The following is a 21,867-nucleotide window of genomic DNA, read 5'->3' as shown; positions in this document are numbered from 1 at the left end:
AAATCATTCAATGAAGGAGCGAATAGCATGAACATCACGGTTATTGGAACTGGCTACGTGGGGCTCGTGTCGGGCATTTGTTATGCGGAGCTTGGCAATCGCGTCATTTGCGTAGACAAGGACCCGCGCAAAATTGAGACACTAAACGCTGGCGGCATTCCGATCTATGAGCCAGGCCTCAAGGAGCTCGCAGCGTCGAACCGAGCAGCAGGAATGCTCACCTTCACGACTGATTTGCGAAGCGCGGTACAGCAATCGGACATTATTATTTTGGCGGTAGGAACACCGCCGCTGCCAAATGGCGAGGCTAATCTATCTTACATTGACCAAGCAGCCATAGAGATTGCAAAGGCGATGAACGGTTATAAAATCATAGCGGTAAAAAGCACTGTACCCGTTGGAACGAATGAACGCCTAGCAACCGTCATCGCCTCCCACACGAGTGAGTTGTTTGACAGTATCTCGCTGCCAGAGTTTTTGCGCGAGGGCTCGGCGATACAAGATACGCTGCATCCCGATCGCATTATTATTGGAGCCAGCTCACAAAGCGCAGCAGAAATTATGAAGCTGCTTCATATTCCTTTAACGGAACAAATAGTTATTACAGATATTCGCAGCGCTGAAATGATTAAATATGCGTCCAATGCATTTCTAGCTACCAAAATATCATTTATCAATGAGATTGCTAATATTTGCGAGAAGGTAGGCGCAGATGTAACGAAGGTAGCTGAAGGAATGGGTTATGACAAGCGAATTGGTCCATCGTTCCTAAAAGCGGGAATCGGCTACGGGGGCTCTTGTTTTCCGAAAGATACAAGCGCCTTAATTCAAATTGCCGGACATGTTGATTATGAGTTCAAGCTGCTGCGCTCGGTAGTAGAGGTCAATCAGGATCAACGCTTCAACGTTATTCGCAAGCTGGAGACGATATTTCAAGGTGAGCTTTCAGGCAAGACGATTGCAGTATGGGGGCTTGCATTCAAGCCGAATACCGATGATGTGCGGGATTCGCCGGCATCGGAAATTATTCAACATTTGGTGGACAACGGCGTTAAGGTCAAGGCTTATGACCCTATTGCGACTGACAACTTCCGCACTTTATATGAAATTAGCGGTGTTGAATGGTGCGAGGACGCGATGGAAGCGGCAAAAGATGCGGATGCGCTTTGCTTGCTGACAGAGTGGGAGGAGTTCTCGCATGTTGACCTTGGGYTGCTTCAACAAGTATTAAAAAGTCCGATTCTGATTGACGGCCGCAATGTTTTCGAAGAGGAGCATTTGGTTGGTACTGAATTTGTTTATTACTCCGTAGGCCGCCCTAGCCTTAATCAAGGCGTAAAGCAGCAAATACCTGTATTACAATTTTAAACCAAACTAATGACCAGAGGTGAATGAAATGACGTTTCGAAAAAAAGTAACCTTATCCGCGCTGGCGATCTCCATGCTTACAGCATCGCTAGGCGGATTGCCGCTCAGCCAGAAAGGGCTGACGGAGAAGCTGGGATTTGTTCAAGCGGCGAGTGCCGCAGAAGCTGCGCTGCCTTCAAGCGTGTTTTTGGAGCGTATGCAGGCTCTATATGCTGCACTAGCAGCTGGGGACAAGACGGACATGCAAGAGGTTAAAAATTTGCGAGATGAAATTGCTGGCCTGGATGAAGCAACAAACCAGCAGCTGATCGATCCGATTTGGACAAAAATTAGCGAGAAGCTTCCTGAGTCTGCCGATAAAGCGGAACTTAAAGCGAGCCTGTTCCGGTTGATCAAGGCTGTAGGCTCCTTCCGTTACGACCCTGAAGCCTCTGATTTGGAAGCTATTCGCACGAATCCAGAGTTTCGTGCAACGTTAAAGACGATTGCAGCTGCCGGCGGTGACGAGAACATCCGATTGGAAGATTTTCTTGTCTTTATGTTTGGCGATGGCAGCAGCCGTAAAGGCGTGGAAGGAACGATTGGCAGCTTGATCGCGGAGAAGTCACCGCAGGAGCTGATTTTGCTGCTTGGCAATAAGCAGGGCATTGTAACGGTGCTTCTTCAGGCGATGGAGAAGCTGATGGGTGAGACGAATGAGTACAAGTTCAGCTCTATTTTGCAAAATTTAGGGGTGACGCCGCAGGATGTAAGAGCGACCGTACAAAACTTCCAGGTGAAGCTGAAGAAGGATGAACCTGCAATCAGCGCGATGACCGTGGCATATATTCGTTCTACCGTGAAATCAAACGTAAAAATAGATCATACCGGCCGTGTGCATACGTATAGCTTAAATGTGTTCGGCGTATATCTTTTCCCACAAGTGCTGCAATGGTCAAAGGTATCCGGAGATTCTAATGTGAACGTATTGCCTACAGGCGTCGTTACAATACCGGATGATGCGAAAACCGGCAAAGCAGTTATTCAGGCCAAGCTGATTAATCCATACGGCGGTTCTGCAAAAGTTATATTTGAGCAAGAGGTTACCTTAAAGGCTGCCGTCCCGCATGAGACCGAATTTCCTGTAGAGTCATTCCTTGCGCGGATGAATAAGCTGCATTCTGCTCTAGCAGCAGGAGATCCGGCAGATATTGGGGCCGTTCGCAATTTGCGTGATGAGCTTGCCGGGCTGGACTTTGCTAAGGATCACAATTTAATTGATCCGATTTGGAAGAAGATTGCAGCAAAGCTGCCCGCAGAAGCAGACCAAGCAAAGCTGAAGGCTGTTTTGTTCAATATGGTTAAGGACATTAGCTTGATTCCATATGACCCGCAGGCTGCAAGTTTAGAGGCGATTCGCAAAAATCCAGAATATCGTGCGGTGTTAGCTGAGCTTGGAGCAGCCGGAGGCGGTGAAACTAGCTTTGTAATAGACGATATTCTCATGTTTTTATTTGGCGATGGTGGTGTTAACCCAGGTGTAGATGGCGCTATAAGGCAGAAGCTTGCCAGCCTGTCACCGACTCAGCTGCTGCAGTTGATTGGGGATAAGCAAGCGATTTCCACACTGCTGCTCCAGAAGACAGAGGAGCTGCTAAGTGAAACCGGCAATTATAAGGTCAGCTCTGTTTTAAGCCAGTTAGGTGTAACAGCGGAGGAGTCTGCTGCGACCATGCTTAACTTCCAAGCAAGATTGAAGATGGATGAGCCAGCAATTCAATCGCTAATTATCGCTTATATGCGCTCCGAAGCTGTCGAGGCTGTCAAAGTCAGTGAAGATGGCCGTGAGCAAAAATTCAGCTTGAAAGTGTTCGGTGTAGATGTTCCGCCGCTTGCGCTAAGGTGGAGCAAAGTATCTGGAAGCAAAGATGTGAAAGTATCTACAAGCGGTACGGTTACGCTTCCGCGAGGCGTTGCCAGCGGATCTGCGGTTGTTCAAGCGACATTGATTAATCCATATGGCGGACAAGCTAAAGTTATATTTGAGAAAGAGGTTACGTTAAAAGCAACAAATGGAGAGGGAGAACACTTCCCGGCAGAAGAATTCCTTGAGAGAATGAATAAGCTTCACGCGGCGCTGCTTGCTGGAGATCCTTCGGATGTGCAGGATGTACGCAATTTGCGCGATGAGATCGCCAAGCTTGATTTTGCCAAGGATCAATCCCTTATTGATCCTGTCTGGGTCAAAATAGCGCCTAAGCTTCCCGCATCGGTTAACCAAGCGGAGCTGAAGAAGACCGTGTTCCAGATCATTCAGTCTGTAGGCTCCCTGCAATATGATCCAGAAGCGAAGGGACTTGAAGCGATTCGAACGAATCCAGAATTCCGTGCTGCACTGAAGACGATTGCCGCTGCAGGCGGGGTAACAAGCCTTAGCATGGATGATTTCCTCGTTCTGTTGTTCGGTGATGGAGCTGACCGCCTAGGTGTTGAAGGGACCGTTCGCAAAATTATCTCGGATATGAAGCCTCAGGAGATCGCTCAGCTGCTCGGCAACAAGGAAAAAATAAATGCGGTTATTATGGAAGCCATGGGTGAAATTTTATCCAAAAAGGATGATTATGCATTAAGCGAGGCGCTGAACAACTTAGGTGTTAAATCGGCTGATGTACGACTATCTGTTTTTAAATTCCAACTAAAGCTGAAATATGATGAGCGGGCCCTTAACGCATTAACAGTTGCTTATATCCGTTCAGAAGTTATTTCGGCGGTGAAGATTACGGATAGCGGAAGGCAGCATGAATACAGCTTGAAGCTGCTTGGCACTGTTTTGCCATCCTCGTTCTTGAAATGGAAGAAAGTATCGGGAAGCAAAGATGTCACGGTCGATTCGCGAGGGAAAGTAACGATTCCGAAAAAGGTTGCTAATGGTACGGCTGTTATTCAAGCGACGTTAGTGAATCCATACGGCKGCTCTGCTAAAGTGATTTTCCAGCAAGAGGTGACGCTAGTTAATGAAGATGTGGAAATTGATCCTAAGGCAGAGTTTAAGAGAATAGCTGAAGAATTGGACAGCAAGCTGAACGAGGTTAAGAAAAAGCTGAAAGCAGCGACCAACGATGAGCAGAAGGCACAACTGATCATGGATGTTGTACAGGCTAGAAATGTAGCTGTTGATGAGATCAATAAAGTAAAAACAACGAACGCGCTGAAAAATAAGGCGATAAACGAAACGAAAAGCAAGGTCAACAAATTGCTTACTACTATTATTATGGAAATCATGCGATCTTAACAAAAAGCAGCCAGTCTTCCTTCTCGTCTAAGAGAAAGGAGACTGGCTTCTTTCTATTCAAAACGGAAGGTGGTATGAGCATAATATGAGCAAGCATCATGCAAGGAAGAAACGGCGTCCGCGGCTTCAGAAGCCGGATACGATTAATATTATTTTAGGCTCGTTAACGCTTATTCTGTTATTTGTGTGGGGCGGTCTCTATTGGAATGAATCATCACAACAATCACTTATTGTGAATGCGAATGGCGCAGCATTAAACGAGCAAGCACAGCTGAGTGAGGAAGAACTGTATGGGACAGCGCCTGAGAAAACGAGTCCAACTGTAGATGGCGTACCGCCAACGACTGACAAAACCGGCAAACCAGTGGAACAGGTGGCGGGTAAGCCTGCTGGAAGTGGAGGGGAAGCTGTACTGCCGGAGAAAGAGGCGGATAAGCCGGCAGGGGAAAATGAAAATCCTTTGCCCGTTCAGACGACGAAGCCATCAAGTACAACTAAACCGAACAAAGGGACGGAGACGAAGCCGAATGATGGTTCAACGTCAACGCCAACGACAAAACCAAAGCCACTGCCTTCGCCTGATCTGCCGAATGTGCCGGAAACGGAAGCTCCAATTACGTCAACAGAAAAGTATGAGCAGCAGATTGTTCAGATTCAAGCTAAGTGTACGCAGGATATGAATGATGTTTTGGCAGGGGCGGAAACAAGTGTTGCACAATTGGATATGTCTGATCCTTACGCGTTTCAGGAGTTAAGCCAGAAATGGATGGATGGGCTTTCGAAGGTGGAAGCGACATGCAGTACGAAAATGCAGGGAATTATTGCACAAGCAGAAAAGGATAAAGTAGAGGCAGAAATTACGGATAAGTGGGAGCAAACGTTCAGCGATCTCATGCTGCAGCTTCAAGGGCAATTCGAGGCGAAGCTGCTGCAATTGATGGGCGGTTGAAGCTAAGAACGTTTGGAGTTCCTTATTTTAATCAAATATAGATATAGTTTATAGATCATTCATCCTTTGGCAAGGTGCGATCGCGGAGTACACGTTCGAGCAAGTTGCGAATTAAATCCAGGTCGTCCTTTTCCAAAGGAACCCCATCCCAGTGAAGCTGTTCATAATTCAAATATTCCTTCGCATTATGATTGAGCTCGATTGGCGGCTCAGGATAATCAGTAAGCCCAAGAAGATAATCAGCGGAAGTGCGCAGCTTGCGTGAAATGGTTTGAATGGATTCAAGAGTCGGCTGTCGATAGCCGGATTCATAGCCTGCATAGGTGCTTTTCGCAACTCCTAAATAATCAGCAACTTCCTGCATCGTTAATTTCCTCGATTTACGCAGCTGTTTAAGGCGCTTCGCAAACATCAATATCCCCCTCTCCAACGTCACAATGTCTATTTTAAATGATCATATTGCTTGCAAGGTAAATGCACACATAATTATATCATGTTTTCCAATTGCATGTACAAATCAGAACACTAGCTTGTTGTAAGCAACCTTACAGCCGCCCAAAGTCCCGCTCTGACTGCGAATTGACTCCATAAGCACATATATGTGCTTACAGCCGCCAAACTCATGATACTTCAAGGCTCTAAGAACATATACGTGCTAACAGCCAATTTAGATCACTATTTCAACGCTGGTTTTACTCAATAAGCACATATATGTGCTTACAGCCGCTAAACTCATGATACTTCAATGCTCTAAGAACATATACGTTCTAATAGCCAGCATAAATCCCCACTACAACGGCCCGCCAAACTCAATAAGCGTATATATGTACCTACAGCTACCAAACTAACATAACTTTAAGGCTTTTAGAACACCGACTTGCTTACAGTCACCTTCACTAATCAACAGCCCTGTATGCCGCCGCCGAAGTCTGTCGTTTTTGCAAAAGCTGCCTAAATACACGGATATTTGAACAATCATTATGGTTTTTTCTAATGAAAGCGCATTCTTTATAAGAGTACTATTAAGAGGTAAATATTTCTTGCCAAAAATTTTGCATGATTGCTAGAAACGTTTACAGCTTATTTTAGCCCATTTATGAAAGGGGAACAAATGCTGAATGAGTAAGCGATTGAAACGGAGCATGTCGTTAGTGTTGGCAGTAGTTATGGTTTTCTGCACGGTTTTTGCTGGATTTACAAATGAGCAAGCAGAGGCCGCGCAAACGACGCAGGCGCAGATGTGGAAGTTTGATTTTGGTTCAGCGCCAGCACCTGCTGGAAGTACAGGCGGTCCTGTTGCGGATGGTTATATCGGAATTACTGGAACGACGCTTTATACACCTGAGAAGGGCTATGGTTTGGATATGAATCTTGCTTCTCGTTTTCGAGGGGCAGAATCACCGGATAACGTAATTAACGATTTTGTTTTGGGAGGAACCAATGTTCCTTTTGTATTCAAAGCGGACATACCTAATGGCAACTATAAGGTCACGCTTTATTCCGGTGATCTTCTTCAAACGACTTCTACCTACAAAACGAAGGTAACGATTGAGGATGTAGCCGGGGAATCTATCAACTCTCGCAGAGCTGTAGAGAGCAAGGCTTATCATGCTTCAGTCGCAGATGGACAACTAAATATTCAACTGACAGGCGATGGAACATTCAGTGTATTGAACGCTGTCATCATCGAACAAGTACTTCCTTCTGCGCCAGAAGGACTCATGCTGACGAGTATAAGCGCAAGCGGAGTTTCAATGAAATGGACAGCTGTCACGGATGCGGTTTACTACCATGTATACCGTACGACTGGCGGCAGTGAGCCAAGTGCGCCGCTTGCTGAGCAAATCAAAGAAACGAGCTATTCCGATGCTAATGTAAGTGTTGGGGATAGCTATACGTATTATGTTTCGTCCGTCAATGCCTTTGGCCAGCAATCGCCTTTAAGCACAGCTAGCGAGGTTGCCTCGATTCCGATGCCGCAGTCTCCTGTTGTTCCAACCAATCTAGCAGTTACCGAAGTAAATGCCGCCTCTACTCTGCTTGCTTGGGGCGCTTCTGCCGGAGCGGCGGACTATGTCATATATCGTTCGGATGCAGTGGATGGGACGTATGCTGAGATTGGCCAATCAGCAGCATTGTCGTATATCGATCAAACTGCGAATACTGCTATCGTACAATATTACAAAATAAAAGCACGGAATGGACAAGTCTTGTCCGACTTCTCGGCTTACGCGGCAAGCACCGTGTATATGCCGCCGATCGTCTTGCCGGATGGAGATGTAAAACTTTTTGATTTTGGAAAAGGTTGGGCAGCCGATGGTTATGTTTCCGTTTCCTCTGCTGCTGCTTATTCCGCGGAGCGAAAATACGGATTCGGTGATCCGGCAAAGGTAAGCTTCGTCGACCGCGGCACAGCGGATGCGCTGCGCTCGGACTTCAGCATCATAAAGGACACATCCTTCATTGTGGATCTGCCGAATGCAGATTACACCGTGTCTCTTATTGCAGGGGATCTGAATGGCGTAACGGATATTTCAATTACGGTCGAGAACATTGAAAAGGTAAAACGACTGGACGGCAATGCGGTTAGGCCAGCAGGTCAATTTCTTGAAATGAGCTTTGATATTGCGCTCGTAGACGGGCAGCTGAACTTCGAGTTTGCGGGGACTGCTCCAAAAATCAACGCGCTCGTCATTACGAAAAAGGCGGAGCGTACACCAGGCGAGCTGCCTACTATTTATCTAGCGGGTGATTCTACAGTACAAACGTACGATCCGTACTGGCTTCCACAAGCGGGCTGGGGACAAATGATTCCAAGCTTTTTCTCTGAAAATGTTATTTTCAAAAATCATGCGATCGGCGGTCGTAGCACCAAAAACTTTATATCCGAAGGCCGCTTGGATGAGGTGCTGAGAGCTATAAAGCCGGGCGATTATTTCCTCGTGCAATTTGGTCATAATGATGCAACGATTAGCGTTCCGGATCGTTATGCATCTCCAGCTGATTACAAAAACTATTTGAAAATGTATGTAAACGGCGCGAAGCAGCGCGGAGCAACGCCAATTCTTGTGACGCCGATGGGCAGGCGCAGCTTCAACGCCGAGACTGGAAAGTTTAACGTCAGCTTCCCAGAATACGTGCAAGCGATGAAGGAAGTTGGGCAGGAGCTTGACGTTAATGTGGTCGATTTGAGCACGCTTAGTATTGCGTATTACGATTCAATCGGTCCAGCAGCAACGTTATCCGTGTTCCTTCATACGCCAGCTGGTGTATACGGAGCATTCCCGAATGGCTCCGCTGATGATACGCATTTCCAAGAATATGGCGCCATCCAGCTCGCGCGTATGCTCTCGGCAGCGATCAAGCAGCTGGATTTGCCTCTTGCTCAATCCGTAAAAGAAATTGAATTGCCAGCAAACGTGCCAGCTAAGCCGACCAGCCTTATCGCTGGAAGCATAAGCAATGCAGGAGCATTGCTCAAATGGGACAAAACAGCAACGGCTGATATTTACAAAATCTATCGCAAGCTTTCCTCAGAGCCGGATAGCGCGTATGCGATGATTGGTACTTCTACACTTCCGACGCTGAATATGGGCGGCCTAGTTGAAGGGAACAGCTATCATGTTTATGTGACAGCAGTGAATGGCAAAGGAGAATCTGCGCCATCCGATCCCATCTTTATTCAAACGAAATCGGCATTGTACAAATATGATTTCGGAACGATTGGCGGTGTAGTTGAGGCCGGTTATACCGAGGTTACTCGCAATACAATCTACACTGCTGAACGCGGGTATGGCATAACAGACAGCACAGGGATGATAGATCGCGACCGCGGAGCGGGTACAGATGCGCTCAGACGAGACTTTGTTGCTTATTTTGGCAAAAGCTATGAATTCAAAGTGGACCTGCCAAACGGTTATTATTCAGTCAAAACCTATACGGGGGACTGGATCGGGTCAACGAAAACGAATATTAATATTGAAAATAAGGATTATGGCACGGTATCATCGGGCAAGGAAAATATTGCTGAACGAGTGTTCAACATGATTGCCGTTAAGGACGGGCAGCTGAACATGATCCTCAGCGGCCAGACTGCTCATTTGAATGGGATTGAAATAACGCCGCTGCTTCTAGCGCCTACGAAGCTAAAACTAAACGATCTTGATTTGAGCAGCAACCCAATTAAGGCAGAGCTTTCATGGACGGGAATTGCGGATGCTGTAAAATATCATGTTTATCGCAAGGCTACTGTCGCAAGCAGCGCTGAGCTGCTAGGCGTGACGATGCAGCCAACGTTTACTGATACTAGCGCGTATGTTGGCCTTGAGTACGTATATTCGGTGTCGGCAATAGACAATACCGGATTTGAGTCGGTGACCTCTAATTTCCTGCAGGTGTCCATGATTGATCCGAATGTGGAGAAAGCAGCTATTCCATCTGGCCTTGCGCTTGCTTCCATTCACAAAAACGATATCAGCTTCACTTGGGATGCCGTTCCACAGGCAAGAATGTACAATGTGTATCGCGCCAAAGAAGCGAATGGCCCTTATACATTGATTGGAAAGTCATCTACGGCAGCTTATACCGACAACACCGTTTTGACGACGATTCCTTATTACTATAAAGTGGCCTCTGTCAATGAGGGCGGCATTTCTGAGCTGTCGGGTGCTTTGGAGACGCAGGCAATTACAACGCTTGTTCGCGCAATGGAGTATCTGGATCGTTCGCCTGTAGCCATTAAGACGGAGAACGGCAACTATTTGGGATGGCGTATGTTAGGACTTGATCCAGATTCAATCGGCTTCAATGTTTATCGTGACGGCGTCAAGCTTAACGATGAGCTGATCACGAAGAGCACGAACTATGTGGATACGGCGGGTACAGACACATCCTCGTACCATATTACTTCGGTGCTGAGCGGTATTGAGCAGGCGGCGACCAGCAGCTTCGGCGTTTGGCAAAAGCAGTACAAATCAGTGCCGCTGCAAAAGCCAGCCGATGATTATACGAAGGACGGACAGCCGTACACGTATTCAGCGGGTGATGCTAGCGTAGGGGATCTCGACGGTGACGGTAAATATGAGATTGTCATGTTATGGTCGCCATCAAACAGCAAAGACAATTCCCAAGCCGGTTATACGGGCATTGTGTATATGGACGCTTATAAGCTTGACGGCACGCGGCTATGGCGCATTAATCTCGGACCAAATATTCGAGCAGGAGCGCATTATACGCAGTTTATGGTTTATGACTTGGATGGTGATGGACGTGCGGAAGTAACGTTCAAGACAGCGGATGGTACGATTGACGGAACGGGCAAAGCCATCGGCGATCCTAGCAAGGATTATCGCAACAGTACCGGATATGTTTTGTTAGGCAATGAATATTTAACCGTATTCGAAGGCTTAACTGGAAAAGCGCTTGCCACAACAGAGTATGATCCGCCTCGCGGTGATGTTGCAGCGTGGGGAGATGCTTACGGCAATCGGGTAGACCGTTTTCTAGCAGCGGTCGCGTATCTTGACGGCGAGAAGCCGAGCTTAGTTTTTAGCAGAGGGTATTACACGCGAACGGTGCTTGCCGCTTATGACTATCGCAATGGTCAGCTGACGAAGCGGTGGGTATTTGACTCTAACGATGAAGGAAACGGCTCCTTTGCAGGCCAAGGGAATCACAATTTATCGATAGGCGATTCGGACGGCGACGGCAAAGACGAGATTCATTTTGGCGCGATGGGTATTGATGACGATGGCAAGCCGCTCTACAATACGGGACTTGGCCACGGTGATGCGATGCACTTTGGCGACCTCGACCCTGAACGTCCGGGACTGGAAATATTCGCTGTACAAGAGCATAGCGACTCTCCATACGGGATGGATTTGAAGGATGCGCGTACAGGCGAAATTATTTGGGGTATTCATACCGGCGTAGATACGGGCCGCGGGATGTCAGCTGATCTCGATCCAAGATATTTGGGTGAAGAGATGTGGAGCGCCAATATTGTAAGTAGCGAGCATATCCCGGTTACAGGATTGTACAGCGCTAAAGGCGAGAAAATAACGACGAGCATCCCAAGCTCGACAAACTTTGGCGTATGGTGGGATGGCGATCTGCTGCGCGAGCTGCAGGATTATAATCGCATCGATAAATGGGATTATATGAATGCAAAAACGGTTAATTTATTGACCGCAGTTGGCTCCGCTACAAATAACTCGACGAAAGCGAACTCTAGCTTGCAGGCTGATTTGTTCGGCGACTGGCGTGAGGAGATCATGTGGCGTTCAGAAGACAGCAGTGAATTTAGAATCTACTCTACTGTGGATGAAACTGAATATCGCATTCGCACGCTGATGCATGATCCGAACTATCGTTTAGGAGTAGCTTGGCAAAATGTTGCTTATAATCAGCCGCCGCATCCAAGCTTCTATTTAGGAGACGGAATGGCGATGCCAGCAGCTCCAAATATTCAATATATTCAAGCGCTAGTTACCTCGATAACGGTAACAGCGGCAGGGCAAGCTGATTCTGTTAAAGTAGGCAGCACGCTCCAGATGAATGCAGAGGTTCATATGGACACTGCGGCTAACAAAAATGTTGTTTGGTCAGTTGTGAATGAGGATGGCAGCTCTACTGCTCTGGCAGCAATCGGAACAGATGGCCTGCTTCATGCGGCAGCGGAAGGAAAGGTAACCGTCATAGCGACGGCTGCGGATGGATCGGGTGTAAAAGGGGAGAAAAAAATTACCCTGCTTGCGAATCCAGTCGTTTCACCAAGTCCAACACCGACACCAACACCAACTCCAAGTCCAACACCGGATTCACCGCCTGGTGGTACAGCGCCAACTCCAGCACCTGCTGGCAATCAAGTAACGGTTGAAGCAGTGACAGTGAACGGAAAAGCGACAGCGGTGGTAGAAGCTGCGGATCTCCAAAAAGCGATCGAAACAGCAGCGAAATCGCTCGCCATTAAGGTGAATGCGGTAGGGTCTGCCAAATCAGTAGAGATCAGCATTCGTGGCGGTGCGTTTGCGGGCTTGAATACGAAGGATGAATTATCTTTAACCATTGATACGGGCTCGGCAAAAGTAACCCTTTCAAGCAAAGCACTTAAGGGTGCGCTTGGCGCAGGTACAGAAACGCTAAAACTATCAATCGATAGGATGGATACTTCTGGACTCTCCGAGGCTATTCGAGAGAAAGTTGGCGATGGAACCGTCTATGATTTCAATCTATATGTAGGCGATAAGAAAATAGGTGAATTCGCGGGCGGCAAGCATGCACTTGAGATAAGTGTTCCTTATGTGCTTAAGCCAGGTGAGAAGCCGGGCAATGTGGTTGTTTATTATATCGCAGACGATGGCAAATTCGAAATCGTTCGCAATGGAAAGTATGATGCAAAAACAGGGACGATCACCTTCAAGACGAATCATTTCAGCTATTATTCTAGCCTATATGCGGCATCTGCATTCACGGATCTGAATCAAGCTTTATGGGCAATCGATCCGATTGAAGCATTGGCAGCGCGCAGCATTGTTAATGGCTATGGAGATGGCAGCTTCCAGCCAAATGGCGAGGTGACACGAGGAGCATTTGTGAAAATGCTGATGCTGGCATTAGAGCTTGAAGACAGCGAAGGCGTAAGCAGCTTTAGCGACGTGAAAGCAGGCGCATGGTACGCCAGCTCAATTGCCGCAGCTGAGAAGCTTGGCATAATAAAAGGCAAGTCTGACGGAACCTTTGGCGTGAACGAGCTTATCTCACGGCAGGATATGGCCGTTATGGCCTACCGTGCAGCTGAGGTGGCTGGCTTGAAGCTTGTGAGCGGAAGCGCAATTGCTTTCACCGATCAGAAGGAGATTGCCGATTATGCAGTCAAGGCTGTTCAGGAAATGCAGTCGACAGGCATTCTGAACGGCATGTCGGGTAATACATTTATGCCAAATGGATGGAGTACAAGAGCACAGGCAGCAAAAGTCATTTATTCGATGATGAGCATGCTCGAATAAAATACGTCAACTGAGTAGATCCCTACAGCGAAGGAAAGCCGAGTGATTCGGATTCCGCAGCTATAGGGATTTTTTATTCAATAATATCTTGAATATGCCATGGGGACTTAGCAGTTTCTCGTTTGAACATAAAGGTATAGACGCTGCTTCGGCGAGGCTTATTCAGCTGATGGATGGATACAGGCAATCTTATTTCGGTCGTTAAAGCATCACCAAGCTCATCGGTGTGGATCTGACCTTTGGATTTTGGCGGGATTTGCTCTCGTATGGAAACGAGTGACTCCATGACATGTAAGATGGAAGCGAGCTTTTCCTTAGGCATTTCTTTGGCGAGCGGAAGCAACAACTCATGGTCTTGATGATACATCGCTTCAACGAAGCTTCTAGCCAGAACGCTCGGCTGAACAGATTCGAAATAAGGTTTGATTTGACCAGCAGCCTTATGTACCATCATTTGGTGCGCAGGGTCTGGCGTATCTGATTTATGGGTGGAGCTGCCTAGAAAATGAATGCAAAAGTGACCAGAGAAGCCATTCTCCGGAATGCCGTCTCCGCCATGCGGCATGCCATTCATAGAAGCAGCGAGCCAGGTATCGCCGGAGTGGACGAGTATGGCTTTTCTTTTCCAGCTCCATTTGTCATTATAAATTTGCTTCATAACACGGGAATCTTCTTTCGTTAATGGCTGTACATCTGCATGATCACTGCCAGCGCGCCGCTGTACATGGAATGTTAATCCCGTCTCCAGCTCCGTCACGGAAAACATGCTTTTTTTAGGCAAAAGCTCCGTTGCTTGCTGCCATGTCAACAATTTCCCGTAATGCTGTGTCCGCAAACCTTCGGCTAATCGAACCAACTTCTTAGCCAGCTTATCAGGCAAAATTATTTTTTCTGCTTTTGCTTCGTTCCAGAGCTGTCCAGAGCGATCCAAGCGATAATGTACCGTTTCAGCAGACTTTAGTGCGATGTCTATATCGGAGTAATAGTCTATTTCAGCTTCAGGGACATGCTTGGATTGACGCAAAGCGGCATTCATTTCTTGGCTTTCAATTTGCAGCTCGCTCATAAATGAGGATTGTTGACCAGAGCGGACAGTCATAATCATTATATGTTGCTGCTGCTCATTTGATTTTTTGGGCTTCAACATCATCGTCTGCGCAGCGGCATCGTTGGCTTGTAAGATTAACAGCGATATARGAACGAATACAACAACAGCTGCTTGTCTCCAGATCCGGGTCATAAGTTGTCCTCCTCCAATCCCAATTGTCGTTATCTTTATATTCAGCCATTTTCACGTTAATTATGTGGTCACCGCGCATGCATGCTTCTGCCTAAAATGATTCATACTAGCACGGATACTACTGTATAGGGGTGATTAACGACAATGGGATTGCCGTGGATTCTGGCCATATTGTTTTTGTTCCAGCAAGGAGCATATTCTGATTCTTTAGTTATCGAGCATGAAGGCCATGCGATTTCGGAAATGAAACGTGCACAGTATAGCGATTCGATGACTGGCATTCCGCTCGTTAATCAAGAGAAGCTTGATAAATTTATGGATGAGCTTGATAAACGTGTGCAGAAGGCTCCTATTAACGCAGCGCTTGATGGAGCGGGGAGAATCATGTCCGAGCAGACAGGAAGCAAGCTTAATCGGAAAGCGTTCGAGGAGCTGTTTTACAGCTTTATTTTTGAAGGGGAACTATTAAAGCTTGAGACTCCTATGCTAACGACTTATCCGAAAGTAGACAGCGAGCTGCTCTCGAACATCAAAATCAAAAAAATTGGACTCTATGCTACATACTACAACTCACGCAACAAAAACCGTTCTCATAATGTTGAATTAGCTGCGAAAGCAATTAATAACCATGTCGTTTTCCCGGATGAACGGTTTTCTTTTAATGAGGTTGTTGGCATGCGGACAAGGGAAAAAGGGTATTTGCGTGCTCCAGTCATTGTGAGGGGAGAAGTTTCGGAAGACGTCGGCGGCGGTATTTGTCAAATTTCATCTACCCTCTTTAATGCGGTGGACCGGGCAGGACTCAAAATTGTTGAGCGCTACTCACACAGCCGGCATGTCAAATATGTTCCTCCAGGACGCGATGCGACGGTAAGCTGGTATGGGCCGGACTTTGTGTTTCAAAATAAATATGATCAGCCTATACTCATTCGTGCTTATGCGCAGGGAGGGCAGGTTAGCATCGTTATTTGCTCTTCGGAAGACGTTAATGCAAAAACGAGACAAGTGCCCAGCGCTTCGAAAAAATTGCCTGAGGAAATCAAGCTGGAGATGGATGCTGGCGGCTCGGAGCCAAAGAAATAACATAAAAGTTTAGATTAGGGACTGCCAGTTGGCAGTCTTTTTATTATGTAATTTATTGCTAGATCTTAATTGCAAAGTAAAGTAAAGCAAGGGAGAGATGCTTATGGATAACAAAATTGTTTTTTTCGATGTAGATGGAACGATTACGCACCATGAGGATGGCAGCATTTCAAATCAAACAAAAAAAGCGATAAAGGCGCTAATCGACAAAGGAATCAAGGTCGTTGCTGCAACAGGCAGGCCGTTATCCATGTGCGAAGAAATAAGAGAACTCGGAATCGATACGTTCATCACAGCAAATGGCGCGTATGTAAAACATAAGTAAGAGATCATTCATAAATTGCCGATGGACAAAATGATTATGAGACAAGTATTTGATTTTGCTCATACCAATGACCACGGGTTATCCTTTTATATTGCCTTTGGCGATGGCGAGAACGACATAGATATGCTCGAATTTGTAGGGCTAGGCATTGCGATGGGCAATGGGAGTGAACGGCTAAAAGAAGCAGCTGATTTTGTTACCAAAAAGTCGAGCGAGGACGGAATTGAGTTTGCGCTCAAAAAGTATGGGATTATATAACCCTTTCCTTCTTAAACGAAGGTGGGAGGCTTTTTTGATGACGGTTTGGTACGAAAGGGTTGACACCGCTAAGCGATTTCGTGATGATGGAGTAGAGCATGTAGCGGAAGGAGCTGACCTAAGATGAATTTAATAGTGGAACAACCAGCAGCTCGCTGGTACAAAAAAGAAATGGGTCTTTCCGATGGTGATGCGATTCGTATTTACGTTCGCCTGGGCGGCTGCGGCAGYGTTCATCCAGGACTTTCACTTGGCATTATGAAGGATGAGCCCAAGACAGCGGGACTTCGTGATGTCGTAGAAGGTATTACCTATTTTATAGAAGATGACAATCTGTGGTATTTGGATAATAAGACGCTTCGCATTTCTTTTGACGAGAAGTATGAAGAAATTAAAATGGTTGTGGAATAACCACATGGCATAGCAGGACAACAAAAAAGGAGCAGCTCCAATAGGTCATAAACCTTAAAGAGCTGCTCCTTTATTGCGTGTTGGCGCTTATTTGCTACTTATCAAGAGGCGATTCTGCTTCAGTTTTGTCCTGACATGAGCTTTTTGAGCAATTGCAGCATTTGCCGTTATGACGATGACCAGCTGCCTTGTCTTTATCATGGGGTGCTCCGTTTTTTGTATTCTCCTTGTTATCCTCATTTAAAGATGTCTGTATGTCCACTTTGTTTACCGCCATCCTCTCATTTGCCGATCACTTATTTCTATTATAAAAGTATGATCATGGAGGCCGCATCGGGGAACCTCCCTATTTGCTAAGCAGCTTTCGCATAGAAACCCTTAGCTATAGTTCAGGGAGTTCCCCGACATACAAATGGAAGAGAATCCCCTAAACTAAAGGTGTAGCAAACGAAAGCGAGCACAGCATAAACGATTAACACCACACATTAGGAGGATTTCATATGGAGCATGCTCCTTTGAGAAGGGTTGAACAGCTTGCTTTGAAGAAGCAAAAGGTGTTTCTGACAAGCAAGCTGAGATATATATTGCGAGCCATGTTAGCGAGTATGTTTATCGGATTTGGCGTAATCGTAGCGTTTAAGACAGGCAGCTTTTTCTATGAGTCACATAGTCCGCTAACCTATCCAATGGCGGCGATAACGTTTGGTGCAGCAATCATTCTAATCTCATATGGCGGAGGAGATCTTTTTACAGGAAACACCTTCTATTTCACCTTTGCAGCTCTTAGGGGCAAAATGCGCTGGCTAAACGTTGTAAAGCTATGGTGTGCAAGCTACGCAGGCAACTTTCTTGGTGCAGTTGCTTTCGCCCTTCTCATATGGGCAACCGGATTGTTCAGCGATGCATCCGTTAATGGATTTTTACTCAGTGTCGTAGAGAAGAAGCTTCACGCTCCGGTATGGGAATTGTTTTTCCGAGGTGTATTGTGTAACTGGCTGGTCTGCTTAGCGTTTTTTGTTCCGATGTCACTGCGCGGAGATGGGCCGAAATTGTTCGCTATGATGCTATTCGTATTCTGCTTCTTTATTTCAGGCTACGAGCACAGCATCGCTAATCTTTGCACCTTCGCCATTGCGCTTGTGCTGAATCATCCGGGAACCATTTCACTCGAAGGCATGATTCATAATCTTGTACCTGTAACACTAGGTAATTTAATCGGTGGCTCCGTCCTTATGGGCGTTATGTATTATTTCGTAAACAAACCATTTGAAGAGGTGGAATAACAATGAAAAAATCAAAAGTTGTCGTTATTGGTGTAGGAGCAGTAGGATCCACAACAGCCTATACGCTGCTGCTTCGCAGCCGGATGGATGAGCTTGTGTTAATAGATGCGAATGCAGGCAAAGCAGTTGGGGATGCGCTTGATATGAACCACGGGATGCCATTCCTTGGTCAGACTAAAGTATGGGCAGGAACTTACGAGGACTGTAAGGATGCGGATATCGTCATCATTACAGCTGGAGCAGCACAGAAGCCTGGGGAGCCAAGGCTGAATCTATTAAAGCGCAACATTGCCATCTATGAAAGCATCGTATCCGAAGTATTGAAATACAATGATGACGGCATTCTATTAATCGCGACGAATCCGGTAGATATTATGAGTTACTTCTGCCAGAAAAAGTCGGGCTGGCCAACTCACCGTGTTATCGGTTCGGGCACATTGCTCGATAGTGCTCGTTTCCGCTACCTGATCGGCGAGCGATTGCAGCTTGACCCGCGCAGCGTACATGCCCATATCATTGGGGAGCATGGGGACTCCGAGCTTCCATTATGGAGCCTCGCAAACGTAGCTGGTTCGTCCATCTCGCTTAGCGAGGAAGAAAAGTCCGACATCTTTACGCATACGAGAGATGCAGCCTACGAAATCATAGAAGCGAAAGGTGCCACTTATTACGCTATTGCGTTAGCACTGGATCGCATTGTAACTGCGATACTATCCAATGAGTCGGCTGTACTCAATGTATCCACGTTAGTAGAAAACTACCACGGCATATCAGATGTATACATGGGTGTTCCGTGCGTCGTTGATCGCAATGGAGTAAGAGAGGTGCTGGACATTCCGATTACAGAGGAAGAAAAAGCGCTGCTGCACCGTTCGGCGAACAAGCTGAAGGAACTGATTGAAACGATCTCGGTTTAGACAAAAATAAGAGGAGCTGATCGTCATGGTAACCAAATGGCTAAGCGAAAACAAATATGCAGCGGGCTTAATGCTTGTGCTGCGGGTGTACTTGGGATGGCAATGGCTGAGCGCTGGTTGGCATAAGCTTGGCGGATTTGATGCCAGCGGATTTTTAAAAGGAGCTATCGGCAACCCAGTAATGGATAAAGCGACAAACGAATTAGTTTATCCGACGTTCACTGCATTTCTAGAACATGTTGCTCTTCCGAATGCAGGCATCATTAACTTTCTCATTCCCGTTGGTGAATGTTTGGTAGGGCTTGGACTTATTGTTGGCGCACTTACGACAGCTGCAGCATTTTTCGGATTATTAATGAACTTCATGTTTATGTTTGCTGGTACGGTATCGACTAACCCTTGGATGCTGCTGATCGGAATTATTGTATTCATCGCTGGCACGAACGCAGGCAAATTCGGTATTGATTACTTTGCCCTTCCTTATCTGCGCAAATTATTTAAGAAAGGCAACCGCAGCGATAGCGGGTATGCGGACAACAATACAATCCCTCGTTAGAGCGGAACGAATGTAGAGAATAAGGGTTGCTCCAAAAGTAGGTTTATCTGCTTTTGGGGCAACCCGTTTTTTTTGCTCGATTGACATGAACTCCTTAGTTTGTTACTTTAATTATATATATTCGTATTGGTTTAGTTGGATTTAAGTGAGTGGAGGTGTGTCAAATCAACATTGAGAATATAGAAGCATTCGTCTATGTCATCCATTGTGGAAGCTTTAATAAAGCAGCTGACGCGTTGTATTTGTCTCAGCCTTCTGTAACAGCAAGAATTAAGTCCCTTGAGCAGGAGCTCGACTGCAAGCTGTTCGATCGAAATGGCAAACAGATTCAAATAACGGAAGACGGTAAACGATTTCTCCCTTATGCCCAGCAGCTGCTGCTCATCTATCAGAAGGGCAAGCAGCATATTAATCAGAAGAAGTCACTGCCGAACGAGTTCCGAATTGGCTGTACCGTGTCTGTCTCCAATTATATTATTCCTGACTTATTGCCTCGCTTGAAGAAGAAATTTCCAAACACTCACTATAAAATTGTCACAAGCACCACGGATGAGATTGTGAATAAAGTGCTGAGCAAGGAAGTGGATATTGGCTTTGTTCGCAAGGTGAATCATCCAAGCCTGCAATCGACGAAGTTCTATGAAGATCCAATACGGCTGCATGTGTATCATGGGCATCCGTTCTTAACAACGGATATGCTGACGGTTGAGGCGATTGCTGAACAGCCGCTCGTTTTTTTTGAATGCGGCTCATTGGATTGGCTTCGCATTCATCGTATATTCGAGAATTTGGAGCTGCCGCCCAACATTCAAATTCAGACGGACAATTCCGAAATGGCCAAAAAGCTTGTCATTCAGAAAGCAGGCATCGCGTTTCTTCCAGGCTTATGCGTCCAGCAGGAGCTGCAGGATGGGAAGCTTTATCCGATACGCGTCCCGGAGACGGAAGGTATTTTTTTGCAGACGAACCTCATTTCGCATCATGGAGAGCATCTGGAATTTGTACATGCCATTACGGAAATAAGCAAGCAATTAGCAGATGCGGAGCTAAGCTTATCAGCAAATATAAATCTGTAATATAAAAACTCTATTATTCGATAGGCGCTTGATATGGTACATTCATAATTACAGTTAAGCCGATATGAATAGTGAACTTAATCACATTCGTCCGCTGCTCCTACTGAAGCAGCGGACGTTTTTTGTTGATAAAAGCATCATTGGATTATTCAATTTTCTTATAGAAGATCTCTATAAGCTATAGGATTGACGAAGCTGGCAGTCCGGTGATAAAGTGAATTCAACACAATTCTTACTTAACAGGTAGGAATTATAAGGATTTAAACATTTAGGGGGAAAAAGAAAATGAAAAAACGTTTCGTTTTATCGATTGCACTCGTCCTTGCCCTTACAGTTGCTGGCTGCGGAAGCAATAAAAACAACACCGGCGGCAGTGTGGAAACAGGAAGCGGAGAGGCTTCCAAATCCGTAACAAAAATTGTTGTTGGCACAGGAACACAATTCCCTAAAGTTTGCTTTATAGATGAGAATGGCAAGCTTACTGGTTTCGATGTAGAGCTTGTAAGAGAAATTGATAAACGTCTTCCAGATTATGAATTTGACATTCAAACGCTTGAATTTACGAACCTGCTGTTAAGCTTGGAAACGAAAAAAATTGACATGATTGCACATGAGATGGAGCAAAATCCGGAACGCGTACAGAAGTACCTCTTTAATAAAGAGCCTTATGCGCACTGGAGAAACAAGATCATAGTAGACAAGGACAATAATTCAGTTCAAACGTTGGCTGATCTAAAAGGTAAAAAAGTGCTAACAACGGCAACAAGCGCAGCGGCAACGATTCTTGAGAATTACAATAAGGAAAACGGAAACGCGCTTGAGCTTGTGTATCAAAATGGCGGTGCAAACGACAACGTATCGCAAGTAACCTCGGGCCGAGTGGATGCCTTCCTCGCTGCTGACTTTACTTTATCGTTAGTTGATCCGAAGAAAGAGCTTAAAGCAGTAGGTCCGGCACTGAGCGAAGCAGACATCTTGTTCATGTTCCGCAAGGACGATCCGGAGCAGCAAAAGCTTTCTGATGCAGTTGATGTGGTAATCAAAGAACTGAAAGCAGACGGTACGCTGGCTAAGCTTAGCTCAGAATGGCTGGGCGATGATTTTACTTCCCAAGAAAAATAAAC

13 protein-coding genes and 1 pseudogene are annotated in these 21,867 nt (G+C 46.1%); 12 read left to right on the top strand and 2 right to left on the bottom strand.

Annotation, left to right across the window (positions count from 1 at the left end; translation table 11 throughout):
- Positions 1-27: 27 nt before the first annotated feature.
- The 3 genes from AB4Z17_RS04455 (at position 28) to AB4Z17_RS04445 (ending at position 5,588) form a co-directional block, all read left to right on the top strand.
- Entirely contained in the window at positions 28-1,368 is a 1,341-nt protein-coding gene (locus AB4Z17_RS04455; RefSeq protein ID WP_076269089.1) for a UDP-glucose dehydrogenase family protein, read from the top strand.
- A gap of 28 nt (positions 1,369-1,396) precedes the next feature.
- On the top strand, positions 1,397-4,639 hold the full coding sequence (locus AB4Z17_RS04450) for a hypothetical protein (RefSeq protein WP_441958372.1): 3,243 nt from the start codon (positions 1,397-1,399) through the stop codon (positions 4,637-4,639).
- A gap of 85 nt (positions 4,640-4,724) precedes the next feature.
- Positions 4,725-5,588 (top strand): hypothetical protein, encoded by an 864-nt coding sequence (locus tag AB4Z17_RS04445; RefSeq protein ID WP_441958370.1) that lies wholly within the window; start codon positions 4,725-4,727, stop codon positions 5,586-5,588.
- A gap of 55 nt (positions 5,589-5,643) precedes the next feature.
- Here AB4Z17_RS04445 and AB4Z17_RS04440 read toward each other — a convergent pair whose 3' ends face one another.
- A complete protein-coding gene (locus AB4Z17_RS04440) occupies positions 5,644-6,000 on the bottom strand; it encodes a helix-turn-helix domain-containing protein (RefSeq protein ID WP_441908575.1) in 357 nt (118 codons plus the stop codon).
- Positions 6,001-6,706: 706 nt separating this feature from the next.
- On the opposite strand from AB4Z17_RS04440, the gene AB4Z17_RS04435 reads away from it, so the two are divergent.
- Positions 6,707-13,594, top strand: coding sequence for a rhamnogalacturonan lyase family protein (locus AB4Z17_RS04435; RefSeq protein ID WP_441958368.1), 6,888 nt, complete (start codon positions 6,707-6,709; stop codon positions 13,592-13,594).
- A gap of 73 nt (positions 13,595-13,667) precedes the next feature.
- Here AB4Z17_RS04435 and AB4Z17_RS04430 read toward each other — a convergent pair whose 3' ends face one another.
- Positions 13,668-14,834 carry a hypothetical protein gene (locus tag AB4Z17_RS04430; RefSeq protein ID WP_441958366.1) on the bottom strand — a complete coding sequence of 389 codons (1,167 nt, stop codon included), beginning with the start codon at positions 14,832-14,834 and terminating at the stop codon, positions 13,668-13,670.
- Positions 14,835-14,978: 144 nt separating this feature from the next.
- Here AB4Z17_RS04430 and AB4Z17_RS04425 point away from each other — a divergent pair, with 144 nt between their 5' ends.
- The 8 genes and pseudogenes from AB4Z17_RS04425 (at position 14,979) to AB4Z17_RS04390 (ending at position 21,865) form a co-directional block, all read left to right on the top strand.
- On the top strand, positions 14,979-15,917 hold the full coding sequence (locus AB4Z17_RS04425) for a VanW family protein (RefSeq protein ID WP_441958364.1): 939 nt from the start codon (positions 14,979-14,981) through the stop codon (positions 15,915-15,917).
- 103 nt (positions 15,918-16,020) lie between these two features.
- Positions 16,021-16,500: pseudogene (locus tag AB4Z17_RS04420) on the top strand (HAD-IIB family hydrolase).
- 123 nt (positions 16,501-16,623) lie between these two features.
- Positions 16,624-16,911 (top strand): HesB/YadR/YfhF family protein, encoded by a 288-nt coding sequence (locus AB4Z17_RS04415; protein WP_441908570.1) that lies wholly within the window; start codon positions 16,624-16,626, stop codon positions 16,909-16,911.
- 500 nt (positions 16,912-17,411) lie between these two features.
- Complete coding sequence (locus tag AB4Z17_RS04410; RefSeq protein ID WP_441958362.1) at positions 17,412-18,194, top strand: formate/nitrite transporter family protein; 783 nt, start codon at positions 17,412-17,414, stop codon at positions 18,192-18,194.
- Positions 18,195-18,196: 2 nt separating this feature from the next.
- The gene (locus AB4Z17_RS04405; protein WP_430059526.1) at positions 18,197-19,111 is read left to right on the top strand and encodes an L-lactate dehydrogenase; all 915 of its coding nucleotides are present in this window, start codon (positions 18,197-18,199) and stop codon (positions 19,109-19,111) included.
- A 25-nt stretch (positions 19,112-19,136) separates the two neighbouring features.
- Positions 19,137-19,667 carry a DoxX family protein gene (locus AB4Z17_RS04400; protein ID WP_076269080.1) on the top strand — a complete coding sequence of 177 codons (531 nt, stop codon included), beginning with the start codon at positions 19,137-19,139 and terminating at the stop codon, positions 19,665-19,667.
- A 164-nt stretch (positions 19,668-19,831) separates the two neighbouring features.
- The gene (locus tag AB4Z17_RS04395) at positions 19,832-20,743 is read left to right on the top strand and encodes a LysR family transcriptional regulator (RefSeq protein WP_441958383.1); all 912 of its coding nucleotides are present in this window, start codon (positions 19,832-19,834) and stop codon (positions 20,741-20,743) included.
- Positions 20,744-21,028: 285 nt separating this feature from the next.
- Positions 21,029-21,865, top strand: a complete 837-nt coding sequence (locus AB4Z17_RS04390; RefSeq protein WP_441908567.1) for a transporter substrate-binding domain-containing protein — start codon at positions 21,029-21,031, stop codon at positions 21,863-21,865.
- Positions 21,866-21,867: the final 2 nt, after the last annotated feature.

Source organism: Paenibacillus sp. TAF43_2 (assembly GCF_052113545.1).
Lineage (GTDB): Bacteria > Bacillota > Bacilli > Paenibacillales > Paenibacillaceae > Pristimantibacillus.
This window is presented reverse-complemented; position numbering and strand designations above follow the sequence as displayed.

Excerpts from the sequence above, each read along its gene's own strand:
- AB4Z17_RS04425 (WP_441958364.1), top strand. The coding sequence starts at position 14,979 with ATGGGATTGCCGTGGATTCTGGCCATATTGTTTTTGTTCCAGCAAGGA.
- AB4Z17_RS04435 (WP_441958368.1), top strand. The coding sequence starts at position 6,707 with ATGAGTAAGCGATTGAAACGGAGCATGTCGTTAGTGTTGGCAGTAGTT.
- AB4Z17_RS04400 (WP_076269080.1), top strand. The coding sequence starts at position 19,137 with ATGGTAACCAAATGGCTAAGCGAAAACAAATATGCAGCGGGCTTAATG.
- AB4Z17_RS04410 (WP_441958362.1), top strand. The coding sequence starts at position 17,412 with ATGGAGCATGCTCCTTTGAGAAGGGTTGAACAGCTTGCTTTGAAGAAG.
- AB4Z17_RS04405 (WP_430059526.1), top strand. The coding sequence starts at position 18,197 with ATGAAAAAATCAAAAGTTGTCGTTATTGGTGTAGGAGCAGTAGGATCC.
- AB4Z17_RS04445 (WP_441958370.1), top strand. The coding sequence starts at position 4,725 with ATGAGCAAGCATCATGCAAGGAAGAAACGGCGTCCGCGGCTTCAGAAG.
- AB4Z17_RS04440 (WP_441908575.1), bottom strand. The coding sequence starts at position 6,000 with ATGTTTGCGAAGCGCCTTAAACAGCTGCGTAAATCGAGGAAATTAACG.
- AB4Z17_RS04390 (WP_441908567.1), top strand. The coding sequence starts at position 21,029 with ATGAAAAAACGTTTCGTTTTATCGATTGCACTCGTCCTTGCCCTTACA.